A 12693-nucleotide genomic window follows, 5' to 3' on the forward strand; every position below is an offset into this window, starting at 1 on the left:
GGAGGTAATGCATGAAGATTTCGACCCCAAATAAACCTGTTCAGACAATAACCAACAAAATTAAGCGCGGGAACATTTTGTTTACCCACAAGCTCCAGAGACGCGAGGGAGTGTGGAACAGTTCTCAGAAATCGCTTCTGATTGATTCCCTTTTGAGGGGATATCTTATCAATCCCACATACACCGTTATTGAGGACGGCAAGCAGTATGTGATTGACGGAGTTCAGCGCTTATACAGCATTGCCAGCTTTATTGCAGACGGCTACAGGCTTTCCAAGAATCTCGATCCGATTGTGATTGACAACGAGTCTTATGAGATTGCGGGCAGGAAGTTTTCCAGGCTGGATGAAAAGGTGCAGGATGAGCTGATGGCCGCGCAGCTTCAGGTGTGTGAAATTACGGATTACACGGATAAGGATGTACGGGAGATGTTCCGCCGTCTGAATTCCGGCAAACCGCTGAATGCGTCGCAGAAAATGACGCCCGATATGTCGGACGAGCTCAGCGACGCGATATCCGGGCTTGTCTCGCACCCGTTTTTTGAAAAGACCTTTTCCCCGACGCAGCTTAAAAATTCGACGGATCTGTTGGTTGTGATCGAGCTTTTGATGCTCACGGAAAAAGGCGGGGAACAGGCTCCTGTGTCCTTCCGCAAGGCGGACAGGCAGAAGTTTATTGCATCCTATAATGATAAGGTGAATGAGGATACGGTAAACCGGATCCGGCAGGCCCTTGACAGGCTGGACGGGGCATTTGAGGATTCGGTCCGCTTAAAGCAGACTTCTGTGCCCATGGCGTGCTACGGCATGTACCGCGTGCTGAATGAAAACAGAAACGCAGAGCGCTATCTTGAGTGGCTGCGCGAGTTTATCGATTCATATGACTCGAATGAGGAATACATACGGTTCTGTAACGGCGCAGGCACCTCCAGCGCGGATATGGTAAAGGGCAGGCTCGATTATTTTGACAATGCGGTCAATCAAATGTAAGGCCGCCGCCGCTTTGGCAGCATTTTTTGCCGCGCGGGCCTTTCTTTGAACGCCCGTGTGCAGACAGCTAAAAAAGGTACGTGCGCTATGAAGAAGCGCACGTACCTTTTTTAGCTGTCTGCACACGTTTCGGCGCGGAAAACCAGGCGGCGCAGACTGAAAGCTACCTATCAGGGATTACACCGCTTACACGGTTCATATCCCTGTGAAATCAGGCTTTCGCGGCTTTCGGACGACTTTTTCCGGTTGACGGCCGGAAGGGAATCGCACTCCGGCCTGTGAAACTTTTTGTTTTTTGTATTCAGGATATAGGCTGGCTCTTCCCCGCCGGACGGCCCGCCCCCGTTCTCCTCTTCCTCCGAACCGCTCTTTTCGCCTGCTCCCTTTTTCCCGGAAGCCGCCGAGCCTGTGGGCTCTCCTGCCTTCCAGGTTTCCGACGGCGGGACGTCAAAACGGATCTCCTTCCCGTCGGAGACGGCAATGATCGTTCCTTCCTCGTCCGTGCGGTAGACCTTTACCCCGTTCATGCGGAAGGTGTTCAGAGTCTGGGCATGCGGATGCCCGTAGGAATTGCCCTCCGCGCAGCTTATCACCGCGCACGACGGCCTCACACGTTCAAAAAATGCCTCTGAGGTGGAGGTTTTGCTCCCGTGATGGCCTGCATGGTACACATCGGCAGACAGGTCGCCGATGCTTTCCGCCATATCCTGTTCCGCCTCCTCCTGCGCATCCCCGGTGAACAGAAAACGGTTATCCCCGTTCTGAATCATCAGGGCAACCGACGCATCATTGGGGTTCCCATATTTCCCTGCCGGGCCCAGGATCCGGATGCTGGCCGCGCCGAGCGCATACTCGGAGCCGACCTTTGGCGTCTGATACGACAGCCGCTTGTATTCCAGGGCCTTTATGAGCTTTTCGTACGTCTTATTATCCTTTTTATAATCAGACATAAACACCTGTCCGATGTCAAATTTCGTGATAATGACCGGAGCGCCTCCGATATGATCCGAATCCGGATGCGTCAGCACCAGATAATCCAGCTTTTTTATACCCTGCTTCTGCAGGTAGTTCTGGATCGCGGTTCCCTGGCTGTCGTCGCCGGCGTCGATCAGCATCGTTTTGCCCTCACAGATAATCAGTGTTGAATCGCCCTGCCCCACATCAATAAAATGCGCCTCCATCCGACCCGGCTCGCGCGAAACAGTGTCGGCGGGGACTGCGCATGACGCGCAGCTTACCGCGAATACGAGCAGGAGAAACAGCGCGCAAAGCTTTTTTATATATCTCATAGCCGCATCAGTGATGGAACAGACGGATCCCGGTAAAGGCCATCACCATACCGTACCGGTTGCACGTCTCGATTACCTGGTCGTCGCGGACAGAGCCTCCCGGCTGGGCGACATAGCGCACGCCGCTCTTATGGGCGCGCTCAATGTTATCCCCGAACGGGAAGAAGGCGTCCGATCCCAGGGCGACATCCTGCATCCGGTCAAGCCAGGAGCGCTTTTCCTCCCTGGTAAATACAGGCGGTTTTACCTTAAAAATCCTCTGCCACGCCCCGTCTGCCAGGACATCCATGTACTCCTCTCCGATGTAGACATCAATCGCGTTGTCGCGATCCGCCCGCTTGATCCCGTCCACAAACGGAAGCTCCAGCACCTGCGGCGCCTGGCGCAGGAACCAGTTGTCCGCCTTCTGCCCGGCCAGCCGCGTACAGTGAACGCGGGACTGCTGCCCGGCGCCGATGCCGATCGCCTGGCCGTCCTTTACATAGCAGACCGAATTCGACTGCGTGTATTTCAGGGTAATAAGGGAAATCATCATGTCCACCTTCGCGCGGTCCGGAAGCTCCTTATTTTCCGTGACAATATTTTCAAGAAGCGCGCGGTCAACCCGAAGCTCATTTCTGCCCTGCTCAAAGGTGATGCCAAATACCTGTTTTTTCTCCGCCGCGGCCGGAACGTAATCCGGATCAATGGCAATCACGTTGTAATTTCCGTTTTTCTTGGATTTCAGGATCTCCAGCGCCTCATCCGTATAGCCCGGGGCAATCACGCCGTCCGAAACCTCCCTCTTGATAATACGGGCCGTGTCCGCGTCGCAGACATCGGACAGAGAGATAAAGTCCCCAAAGGACGACATCCGGTCCGCGCCTCTCGCCCTCGCATAGGCGCACGCCAGCGGCGAGAGATCCCCCATATCATCCACCCAGTAAATCTTTTTTAACGTCTCGTCCATGGGCAGGCCCACCGCGGCGCCCGCCGGGGATACGTGCTTGAACGATGCCGCCGCCGGCAGGCCCGTCGCCGCCTTCAGCTCCCTCACAAGCTGCCAGCCGTTAAAGGCGTCCAGAAAATTGATATAACCCGGACGGCCGCTCAGCACCCGGATAGGGAGCTCCCCGCCGTCCTCCATGAAGATACGCGACGGCTTCTGATTCGGGTTGCACCCGTATTTTAACTCCAGTTCATTCATATGGTTCCTCCTTGTCGTAGGTTAAACATTGGGGTTCAGTAACCGTACCGGTTGTCTGAACTGTTATGTGTTTGTAACCGTTTAGGTTGCAATAGCATTTGTTAAGATGTATGTGAGCTATGGTTCATTGCTAAGGGGCCGCCTGCGCCAGCTTCTGTATCCAACGGAACCCCGCTTCCGCTCGGAGAAAAGCGCAGCGGACGCTAAGCTCGAAAAGCCTCGCTAAGCGCCGGCGGTTTTCTACGGGTTCCTAATGGATACAGAAGCTGGCGCAGGCTACGTTATCAGCGGGCCTGGCGTCAATCTCATCCCGCCGAAAGCCTTGTAATACGTTTGTCTGAATTGTGACATACTTAACATAATTTTTTTAATATTCTGTTCTTAATAATAATTTAATTTTTATTGACAATCCGGGAATTTGTCTCCTGTGCGGCCAGATCGATATAGCGCACAAAAAGAGACACCTTATTTTCCGCATCCAGGCTGTCCCAGATAAGCTCAGTGAATTCGTCGATATCGTCCAGGACCGCAATCCGCTTCGGCTCGCCCTCAAAGCTTGGAAGGGGATCGCCGTCGTGCATATAGGTGTGGATGAAATGGCCCTCTCCCGCAACCGGATTCTCATAGGCAAAGGTATAACGGCAGCAGGAAGACGGATCGCCGTCGCTGCTCTTTAAAATGGACATGGCATAATTAAAGGCCCCGTTTTCCATATGCATGATCCCGGATATACGCGGCGTATAGTTCGGGGCGTCCGGCTCAAACTCACGGCAGCGCAGGGACTGTTCAAAGGTAAGCTGCTTATCCATCCCCTCATAGATCGTGTCCGTCTGATCGCCGTTGGTCACGATCGTCTTATTTCCCAGGACGCGGACCGGCGCATAGATAATCAGGCTCGGATCCGACAGCTTAGCCGGGTCAAACGCCTGGGTGCGGATCCCGTTCCCGTCCTCCACAAAGATGCGGTTTCTGCTGTTCTCGCTTCTGCCCATAATAAAATAAGCGGCCACGGCCTTCTTCCCGTCGGCAGAACGCCCCAGCACAATCCCCCGGCCGGGGTAGGAATTACGTTTTAATTCTTCTGCAATGGATAACATCTTCATACTGGTTTTAAACCTCCTACTCATGTCAAATGCGGTGCGTCAGCGGCATTCGGCGCTGAAAGCGTGTGGTTTCAGGCTTTGCCGTCTTTAATGATAGCATATTGGTATGTGGTTCTTCAAGGACTATTTGTGCGGATGGCGGAGGATGCGTGATAGGATGCGTGAAAGGGCCGCCGGGGATAAAACTTAAGAAAATTGCAATACTATTTCCCAACATTTTACGTTACAATGGAGATGCAGTTCAGATAAACCCCACCACAAAAGGAGGCCATATACATATGAGAAAAAAAACCATCCCCATCCTGATACTCGCCGCCCTGTCCGCCATGGCGATTTCCGGCTGTAAAAAAAGGGAGCCTGTGGATCTCTCCTCCCTGCACACCACGGAAGCTGTGGAGACGGAATCCATGAAGGAAACTTCCCCGGTTAAACAGACCGACGCCCCTTCCGAAGCGGTTTCTCAGGCGCCGTCTGACAGCGCTGCCTTAAAGACAGAGCTTAAAACCGAACAGATCGGCAGCTCTTCTGTGCAGTATCCGCAGATTTCCGGCATGAAGGACAGCTCCAGGCAGGAGGAGGCGAACGCGATTTTAAAGAACAACGCGCTGGCTGTCGCAAAGGCATTCCCGGATCAGACGTTTTCCGTGAGGGCGACGGTCGAGGCAGTCAATTTAAAGCGCGTCACGGTTTCCTACAGGGGAAGCGCAGCTTCCGGCTCGGGGGGAGAAGAGCGCTTCTTCTATACTAATACCCTTGATCTGGATACCATGGAAAATCTCGGGCTTCCCGACTTTACGGATGCGTATACCGTGGCCGGCTATATCGTGTCCGGCGATTATAAGCTGTCGGATGCGGCCGGGAATGAGGAGGGCATCCGCAGCGAGCTGAACGCGTCGGACCGCACGGTGGAATACTACTATAATAAGCTTAAGGCAGCCGATTTTTCCGCGGGCGGTGAGGGGTGGCCCGAGATATTCAGCTATGAAAAACAGGGCGTCGTGTATGTAAGCCTTCCGGTCAGCCAGGCCGCCGGCGGATATGTGCTCATCCATTACAGTCCTGACAACAAATAGAAAGGCAGGCTTTCCTATGAAAAATGTAACGATCCTTGATCACCCGCTGATCCAGCACAAGATTTCCATTCTCCGGAACAAGGCGACCGGAACCAATGAATTCCGTTCTCTAATCGAGGAGATCTCCATGCTGATGGGCTATGAGGCCCTGCGCGATCTGCCCCTGGAGGATCAGGAGGTGGAGACGCCGATTGAAACGTGCATGACCCCTATGCTGGCCGGCAAAAAGCTGGCCGTTGTCCCCATCCTCCGGGCCGGGCTCGGCATGGTGAACGGCATTCTGGCCCTGGTTCCCTCTGCAAAGGTGGGGCACATCGGCCTGTACCGGGACGAGGAGACGCACGAACCCCATGAGTATTACTGCAAGCTTCCGACGCCGATCGAGCTGCGCACCATTGTAGTCACGGATCCCATGCTGGCTACCGGCGGCTCGGCGGTGGAGGCCGTCCGTTTTATCAAGGAGCACGGCGGCCGGACCATTAAATTTATGTCCATCATCGCCGCGCCTGAAGGATTAAAGCGCCTTCACGAGGCGCATCCGGATATCCAGATCTACACAGGCCATGTAGACCGCTGCCTAAACGGCGACGCTTATATCTGTCCGGGCCTGGGCGACGCCGGGGATCGGATTTTCGGGACAAAATAGTCAACCGGGCGGCGGCAGCCATATCTTTTGCCGCCGCCCGATCCGGCCGTCTCTTCAATCTTCCTGATCCAAATTATCAAACAGCTCGCTGTCATAAAATTCCCGAATCGACATATTGAAGCCTTCTGCTATCTTCTGGATATTCACAATCCCGGGATTTTTGCTGCGCCCATTGATGATACACTTCAGTGTGGACGTTGGCATCCCTGTCTTATAGGCCAATGCATATAAAGTGAGCCGTTCCCGTTTAAGAAGCTCACGGATTCGTATAATTGTTGCCTCACGTACCTGCATGCTGCATCCTCCTGTCTTTCGTATGCACATAGTTTATACGAAAAACAGGAGAAAACCGGGCGATACATCGTCCTCAGCGTAATCTTATGGCAATTTTTTCCAGATTTTTTTTGCCGGCCCGTTTTGATCTGAACCGGCGAAACCCTTGTATTTACTGAAAAGTGTATTTTTAATGCTGTATACATCTATTATTCCAGCTCACTCATCCCCGTATACAGGCTGTAGTATCTGCCTCTCTGGCGGATCAGCTCTTCGTGATCCCCCCGCTCAATGATTTCTCCGTGTTCCAGCACCATAATGGCGTTGGCGCTGCGCACGGTGGAAAGGCGGTGGGCAATCACGAGCGTGGTCCGATCCCGCATCAGGCGGTCCATCCCATGCTCAATATGGCGTTCTGTTCTTGTGTCCACAGAGCTGGTGGCCTCATCCAGGATCAGGATCGGCGCTTTGGAGACAGCCGCCCTGGCAATGTTTAAAAGCTGCCTCTGGCCCTGGCTTAGGTTTGCCCCGTCGCCCTCCAGCATCGTGTCATACCCTTTAGGCAGACGCATGATGAAGGAATGCGCCGACGCTGTTTTAGCCGCCTCCACGACCTCCTCGTCCGTGGCCTCGAGCCTTCCGTAGCGGATGTTTTCCATCACAGTTCCCGTAAACAGATGCGTATCCTGCAAAACCATGGCGATATTGCGGCGCAGCTCACCCTGCTTCATCTTCCTCACATCCACCCCGTCCACGGTAATACAGCCGGACTGAATATCGTAAAACCGGTTAATCAGGTTGGTGATCGTCGTCTTTCCCGCGCCGGTGGATCCCACAAAGGCAATCTTCTGCCCCGGGCGGGCGTACAGGCTGATATCCTTTAAAATTACCTTTTCCGGATCATAGCCAAACGTTACATGCGAAAGCTCCACATCGCCCCGGATGGGCTCCAAAGAAACCGCGTCCGCCTCATCCTCTGGCTCCGGCTCGGCGTCCATCAGAGCAAACACGCGCTCCGCCCCCGCAAGAGCGGAAAACACGTTGCTCACCTGCATGGAAATCTCATTGATCGGCCTTGAAAACTGACGGGAAAAGTTTAAAAATACCGTAAGCCCTCCCACGTCGAAGCCGCGCAGGACGCACAACAGTCCGCCGATACACGCGGTCAGCGAATAATTGATCTGGCTTAAATTTCCCATAACCGGCCCCATGATCCCGCCAAAAAACTGGGCCTTTATCTGCTTATCCCGCAAATCCCGGTTCAGCCACGAAAATTCCTCTTCCGCGATCGCTTCATGGCAGAAGACCTTCACGACCTTCTGTCCATTGATCGTCTCTTCAATATAGCCGTTCAGCGCGCCGAGCGCCGACTGCTGGGCTGAGAAATATTTCTGGCTCCGGCCGGCCACATAGCCTCCGGCTTTCATCATCAGCGGGATCATGGCCACTGTAATCACAGTCAGGTACACATTCGTGTAAATCATCAGGGCCAGCGTCCCCAGGATGCTCAAAGCCCCGGAAAAGAGCTGGACCAGCGTGCCGCTGAGCATGTTCCCGATGGTGTCCACATCGTTCGTAAAACGGCTCATCAGATCCCCGTTACTGTTCGTGTCATAAAAGCGCAGGGGGAGCTTCTGCATCCGCCCGAACAGCTCCCCGCGGATCCGCTCCAGCGCATTCTGGGCAATGGTCAGCATAATGCGCGACTGTGCGTAATTTGCGCACACGCTTAGCAGGTACACGGCCGCCATCACCGTGAGCGCCCCAAACAGCCCCGCCGCATCGCCGCGGCTTCCGTCCACAGGCGCTATATAGCGGTTGATAATAGGTCTCAGCATATAGGCCCCGGCCAGATTCGTGACAGAGCCGATCAGTACGCAGAGGAAGGCCGCCGCCATTCCCGCCCGGTCCCGTTCCAGATAGGACATCAGCCGCTTAACGGTTTCCCTGCTGTTTTTCGGCCGTCCCCCGCCGCGCGCCGCAGCAGCCCTTCCGGGGCCGTGCTTTTTCATTGGCATACGCTCGGTACGGTTCCCATAACGCCGTTTCAGGCTTTGAATCCGTCTCTCATCCATTAATCTTTGCCCCCTTTCCCGCAGCTTCCGGCCGCACTTCCGCCGATTTCTTTGACGGCGCTTCTCCAGCGCCTTCTCCGGCCTCTTTCTCCGGCCGCGCTTTTCCGGCTGTCTCCTGCGGCGCGTTTTCCGACAACGCCCCGTACTGCGTCTCATAGATCTCCCGGTACGCGCCGCACGTCTTAAGGAGATCCTCATGGCTGCCCTGTCCCGTGATGCGCCCGTCCTCGAGCACGATAATCTGATCCGCGTCTTCAATTGAGCTTAACCGCTGCGCGATAATGAATTTCGTGGTATCCTTAAGAGCGCCCTTAAACGCGGCCCGGATATGCGCCTCGGTCGCGGTATCGACCGCGCTCGTGCTGTCATCCAGAATGAGGATCTTCGGCTTCTTGATAAGCGCCCTGGCAATGCACAGCCTCTGCTTCTGGCCTCCGGACACATTTACGCCGCCCTGGCCCATCTCCGTGTCGTATCCGTCGGAAAAAGACGTGATAAACCCGTCTGCCTGGGCGTGCCTGGCCGCCTCGCGCAGCTCCTCTTCTCCCGCTTCCTCATCGCCCCATAAGAGATTTTCCTCAATGGTCCCGGAAAAGAGGACATTTTTCTGCAGCACCATCCCGACGCCCTCCCGCAGATGCTGTAAGGAATAATCCCTCACATCAATCCCGTCCACCAGCACGCGGCCCGACACGGCATCGTAAAGCCTTGGGATGAGCTGTGCCAGAGATGTCTTGCCGCTTCCCGTCGGACCGATGATCCCCACTGTCTCGCCGCCCTGTACCGTGAGGTTAATGTGATCCAAAACCGTTTCCCCGCCCGCCTCATACGAGAAGCAGACATCCTGAAACTCGACCTTCCCCTCTGTCACCACCGCGTCCTTCCTCGCCGCGCCCTCATCCGTTAAGTCAATGGGAGCTTTCAGCACCTCGTCAATCCTCCGGATCGAGGCTGCCGCGCGGGAGCTCTGCAAAAATACCATGGACAGCATCATGAGCGACATCAGGATCTGCACGATATATGTGGTGAACGCCGTCAGATCTCCCACCGGCATATCGCCGGCAATGATTAAATTCCCCCCGTTCCACACCACGGCAATGGTTGTCACATTCATGGCCAGCATCATCACAGGCATGGTGGCAATCACAATCCGCATCGCTTTAAGGCTGCTCTCCTTTAATTCCCCGTTCATGCGCCCGAAGCGCTCCTTCTCATAGTCCTCCCGGACAAAAGATTTCACCACCCGGACATTCGTCAGCACCTCCTGGATCCCGTTATTTAGGGCGTCCAGCCGCTTCTGCATGAATTCAAAGCGCGGGTATGCGGTCGTAAGGATCGCCGCGATTGCGGCTGTCAGAAGCGGGATCACGATCAGAATGATCACCGCCAGACGGGCGTTCATGATAAACGCCATGATCAAAGCCCCCGCCAGCATGCCGGGCGCGCGCAGCATCATCCGCAGGCCCATCATCATCACATTCTGCACCTGCTGGACATCATTCGTCAGCCGCGTCACCAGAGAGCCTGTGCTGAAATCGTCAATATTTTTAAATGAAAACTGCTGCACTCTGGAAAACACATCCTGGCGCAGATCGCTGGTAAAGCTGATCGACGCCTTGGCCGCAAAATAAGCGCCTAGAACGCCGCCCGCTGCCATAAAAACCGTGGTCACGAGCATCAGAAGCCCGATCTGCAGCATATAGCCCACATCCCTCTGCGCGACGCCGCGGTTGATAATAAAAGACATCAGCCTGGGCAGCATAATCTCCCCAAACACCTCTGTCAGCATCATCAGAGGGCCGATGATAAACGCGCTCCGGTACGGGGCCGCATATTTTTTATATCGTTTCAGATTCATATCATAGCCTCCGTCTTCTATTCCTGCAAAAGATGTTCCAGATTCAGGCGGAGCCGATCCAGATATCCCTCAAACCGTTCAAAATCCTCCTCGCCAAAGCCCTCAAACAGGGCGTCCTCCAGCTTATGAAAGACCTGGCAGCTCTCCTCCACCACCGCCCGCCCCTTGGGGGTAATGCAGATCTGGTTAAAACGGTTGTCGCTCTCATTGGAAACCCGGCTGATATAGCCTCCCTTTTCCAGCTTCTTGAGCGAAACCGCGATCGTCGCGGTCGAGACATTCTGATGGCCCGCAATCTCCTTCTGCGAGGCGTTTGGAAACCGCGCAATATACATCAAAATCTGATGCTGGCTCCTGTAAACGCCTGATTTGTTCAGCTCGCGGTCCAGATACATCCGGTGAAGCTTGTTTGTCATCATGTACTTCTTTACGAGCCGGTAATTCCTTGATTCATAATTCATCAGGCCGCCGCACATGTTAAAACCTCCTCTCTTTGAGCGCCGAAACAGGGTGAGCCTGATTCGGCGGAAATAATTAACTTTATAATAATTAGTTAGTTAATTTTTGTCAAGGGGTTTTGGGAGCAAAATGGGCTCTCGGGTTACGTAACCGTAATAGTTCAGACAACCCGAACTGTTACACGTAACCGCCATTTTTCTTTTGTTATATTTATTTTAAACAGTTCCAATCGCAACCCGTCCGCGCTCACATCAACCGCCCCATATTGAACGGTTGATAGGAACGATACAAACCGCTATAATAAATCCTGATACCGTGAGTCATGATTATATCAGCTCATACAACCTGAACGGTTACTCATGATTTACAGGAAACGTTATAACTGTCCATGAAAGGAAGGATACGGCAATGCAGGAAAGCAGGCTATTTAAAATCATATACCATTTACTTGACAAGGGGCAGGCCACCGCCCCGGAGCTGGCAGAAAAGTTTGAAGTATCCGTCCGCACTATTTACAGAGATATCGACGCCTTAAGCGGGGCCGGCATTCCCGTTTACTCCGAAGCCGGCAGACATGGCGGTATCCGCTTAATGAAGGATTTTGTCCTGAACCGGGCCGTGCTGTCAGAGGGAGAAAAGCAGGAAATCCTCACGGCATTGCAGAGCATGCATGCCGCCGGGAATGCGGACGGCGGCCAGACCTTGCAGAAGCTTTCCGCCATGTTTCATCTCCACGCGGAAAACTGGCTTGAAGTCGATTTTTCCAGATGGGGGAATGCCGGCTCTGACAAGGAAACCTTTGAGCTGCTAAAATCCGCCGTCATCCACTGCACAAGCGTCAGAATCCGCTATGCGGGCTCTTACGGCGCCATAAGCAGACGGACCGTGCATCCGTATAAGCTTGTCTACAAATCAAAAGCATGGTATCTGAAAGCGTTCTGCACGGAAAAACAGGGTATGCGGATCTTCAAATTAAACCGCATTATTGATTTAGAGATGTTACATGAATCTTTTACACGCCGCGACATCCCGGAACCGGCCGACGCCTCCGGGCCGGACTGCCATCCGATCACGCTGCGTTTTCCGGCGGAAACAGCATACCGCGTTTACGATGAGTTCGATCCCGCGCAGATACAGAGACTGGAAAACGGCGATCTCATCGCCTCCGCCGACATGCCCGCAGACGCGTGGCTGACCGGATTTCTGCTGTCATTCGGAACGCAGGTGGACATCCTCTCACCCGCTTATCTGAGGGAGGTCATCGCCGAACAGGCAAAGCAGATCTATGAAAAAAACAAACCCTGACAAAAGGTGTCAGGATATATATGCTATCATCCATACTGTAGTCAGACATAACCGTTCAGACAGCGGGAGGAAGACGCCACGCCTGAACCGGCGTACCGGCAGAGCGCGTCTGAAAAACGCTCTGCAGCAATACACAGAATATACACGTAAAAACGGAGGTAAAGAAATGAGTGAAATGAACCGGAAATTTTGTCAGTGCTGCGGCATGCCCTTGGGAGACACGGACGGGCTGTACGGAACCAACGCGGATGGCGGCAAAAATGACGAATACTGCTGGTATTGTTTTCAAAACGGCGAATTTACGTTCAAGGGTACGATGGAAGAAATGATCGAGCTGTGCGTCCCCAATATGGCTGCCGCCAACCCCAATATGACCGAAGAGCAGGCAAGAAACGCCATGCGTGAATGGTTCCCGACCTTAAAGCGCTGGAGGTGAG

At 54.0% G+C, this 12693-nt stretch carries 12 protein-coding genes; 5 read left to right on the forward strand and 7 right to left on the reverse strand.

Annotated elements, in window-relative coordinates:
* Positions 1 to 11 precede the first annotated feature (11 nt).
* The gene (locus NFS31_RS06370) at positions 12 to 989 is read left to right on the forward strand and encodes a DUF262 domain-containing protein (RefSeq protein ID WP_251492732.1); all 978 of its coding nucleotides are present in this window, start codon (positions 12 to 14) and stop codon (positions 987 to 989) included.
* 170 nt (positions 990 to 1159) lie between these two features.
* On the opposite strand, the gene NFS31_RS06375 is transcribed toward NFS31_RS06370, so the two are convergent.
* From NFS31_RS06375 to NFS31_RS06385, 3 genes are all read right to left on the reverse strand, one after another.
* On the reverse strand, positions 1160 to 2278 hold the full coding sequence (locus NFS31_RS06375; protein ID WP_251492734.1) for a ComEC/Rec2 family competence protein: 1119 nt from the start codon (positions 2276 to 2278) through the stop codon (positions 1160 to 1162).
* A gap of 7 nt (positions 2279 to 2285) precedes the next feature.
* On the reverse strand, positions 2286 to 3464 hold the full coding sequence (locus tag NFS31_RS06380) for a phosphoribosylaminoimidazolecarboxamide formyltransferase (RefSeq protein WP_251492736.1): 1179 nt from the start codon (positions 3462 to 3464) through the stop codon (positions 2286 to 2288).
* 392 nt (positions 3465 to 3856) lie between these two features.
* Positions 3857 to 4567: an IMP cyclohydrolase gene (locus NFS31_RS06385; RefSeq protein ID WP_251492738.1), complete on the reverse strand. Its 711-nt coding sequence runs from the start codon at positions 4565 to 4567 to the stop codon at positions 3857 to 3859.
* Between the two features lie 278 nt (positions 4568 to 4845).
* Between NFS31_RS06385 and NFS31_RS06390 the strand changes: the two genes are divergently transcribed.
* The gene (locus tag NFS31_RS06390) at positions 4846 to 5640 is read left to right on the forward strand and encodes a hypothetical protein (protein ID WP_251492740.1); all 795 of its coding nucleotides are present in this window, start codon (positions 4846 to 4848) and stop codon (positions 5638 to 5640) included.
* Positions 5641 to 5656: 16 nt separating this feature from the next.
* Complete coding sequence (gene upp / locus NFS31_RS06395) at positions 5657 to 6286, forward strand: uracil phosphoribosyltransferase (protein WP_251492742.1); 630 nt, start codon at positions 5657 to 5659, stop codon at positions 6284 to 6286.
* Between the two features lie 54 nt (positions 6287 to 6340).
* Here upp and NFS31_RS06400 read toward each other — a convergent pair whose 3' ends face one another.
* The 4 genes from NFS31_RS06400 to NFS31_RS06415 all read right to left on the reverse strand — a co-directional run bounded on the left by NFS31_RS06400 (position 6341) and on the right by NFS31_RS06415 (position 10968).
* Positions 6341 to 6580, reverse strand: a complete 240-nt coding sequence (locus NFS31_RS06400) for a helix-turn-helix domain-containing protein (RefSeq protein ID WP_160226175.1) — start codon at positions 6578 to 6580, stop codon at positions 6341 to 6343.
* A 188-nt stretch (positions 6581 to 6768) separates the two neighbouring features.
* A complete protein-coding gene (locus NFS31_RS06405; RefSeq protein WP_331482536.1) occupies positions 6769 to 8634 on the reverse strand; it encodes an ABC transporter ATP-binding protein in 1866 nt (621 codons plus the stop codon).
* Positions 8627 to 10486 (reverse strand): ABC transporter ATP-binding protein, encoded by a 1860-nt coding sequence (locus NFS31_RS06410; RefSeq protein WP_251492882.1) that lies wholly within the window; start codon positions 10484 to 10486, stop codon positions 8627 to 8629. Before NFS31_RS06410 ends, NFS31_RS06405 begins: the two co-directional genes overlap by 8 nt.
* A 23-nt stretch (positions 10487 to 10509) precedes the next feature.
* On the reverse strand, positions 10510 to 10968 hold the full coding sequence (locus tag NFS31_RS06415) for a MarR family winged helix-turn-helix transcriptional regulator (RefSeq protein ID WP_251492744.1): 459 nt from the start codon (positions 10966 to 10968) through the stop codon (positions 10510 to 10512).
* 391 nt (positions 10969 to 11359) lie between these two features.
* On the opposite strand from NFS31_RS06415, the gene NFS31_RS06420 reads away from it, so the two are divergent.
* Together NFS31_RS06420 and NFS31_RS06425 are read left to right on the forward strand one after the other, a co-directional pair.
* A complete protein-coding gene (locus tag NFS31_RS06420; protein ID WP_251492746.1) occupies positions 11360 to 12256 on the forward strand; it encodes a helix-turn-helix transcriptional regulator in 897 nt (298 codons plus the stop codon).
* A gap of 166 nt (positions 12257 to 12422) precedes the next feature.
* Positions 12423 to 12692, forward strand: coding sequence for a zinc ribbon domain-containing protein (locus NFS31_RS06425; RefSeq protein WP_331482538.1), 270 nt, complete (start codon positions 12423 to 12425; stop codon positions 12690 to 12692).
* Position 12693 lies beyond the last annotated feature (1 nt).

It is taken from the genome of Otoolea muris, from assembly GCF_943193115.1.
Lineage (GTDB): Bacteria > Bacillota > Clostridia > Lachnospirales > Lachnospiraceae > Otoolea > Otoolea muris.

Excerpts from the sequence above, each read along its gene's own strand:
- NFS31_RS06385 (WP_251492738.1), bottom strand. The coding sequence starts at position 4,567 with ATGAAGATGTTATCCATTGCAGAAGAATTAAAACGTAATTCCTACCCC.
- NFS31_RS06390 (WP_251492740.1), top strand. The coding sequence starts at position 4,846 with ATGAGAAAAAAAACCATCCCCATCCTGATACTCGCCGCCCTGTCCGCC.
- NFS31_RS06400 (WP_160226175.1), bottom strand. The coding sequence starts at position 6,580 with ATGCAGGTACGTGAGGCAACAATTATACGAATCCGTGAGCTTCTTAAA.
- NFS31_RS06415 (WP_251492744.1), bottom strand. The coding sequence starts at position 10,968 with ATGTGCGGCGGCCTGATGAATTATGAATCAAGGAATTACCGGCTCGTA.
- NFS31_RS06420 (WP_251492746.1), top strand. The coding sequence starts at position 11,360 with ATGCAGGAAAGCAGGCTATTTAAAATCATATACCATTTACTTGACAAG.
- NFS31_RS06380 (WP_251492736.1), bottom strand. The coding sequence starts at position 3,464 with ATGAATGAACTGGAGTTAAAATACGGGTGCAACCCGAATCAGAAGCCG.
- NFS31_RS06375 (WP_251492734.1), bottom strand. The coding sequence starts at position 2,278 with ATGAGATATATAAAAAAGCTTTGCGCGCTGTTTCTCCTGCTCGTATTC.
- NFS31_RS06405 (WP_331482536.1), bottom strand. The coding sequence starts at position 8,634 with ATGGATGAGAGACGGATTCAAAGCCTGAAACGGCGTTATGGGAACCGT.
- upp (WP_251492742.1), top strand. The coding sequence starts at position 5,657 with ATGAAAAATGTAACGATCCTTGATCACCCGCTGATCCAGCACAAGATT.
- NFS31_RS06425 (WP_331482538.1), top strand. The coding sequence starts at position 12,423 with ATGAGTGAAATGAACCGGAAATTTTGTCAGTGCTGCGGCATGCCCTTG.
- NFS31_RS06370 (WP_251492732.1), top strand. The coding sequence starts at position 12 with ATGAAGATTTCGACCCCAAATAAACCTGTTCAGACAATAACCAACAAA.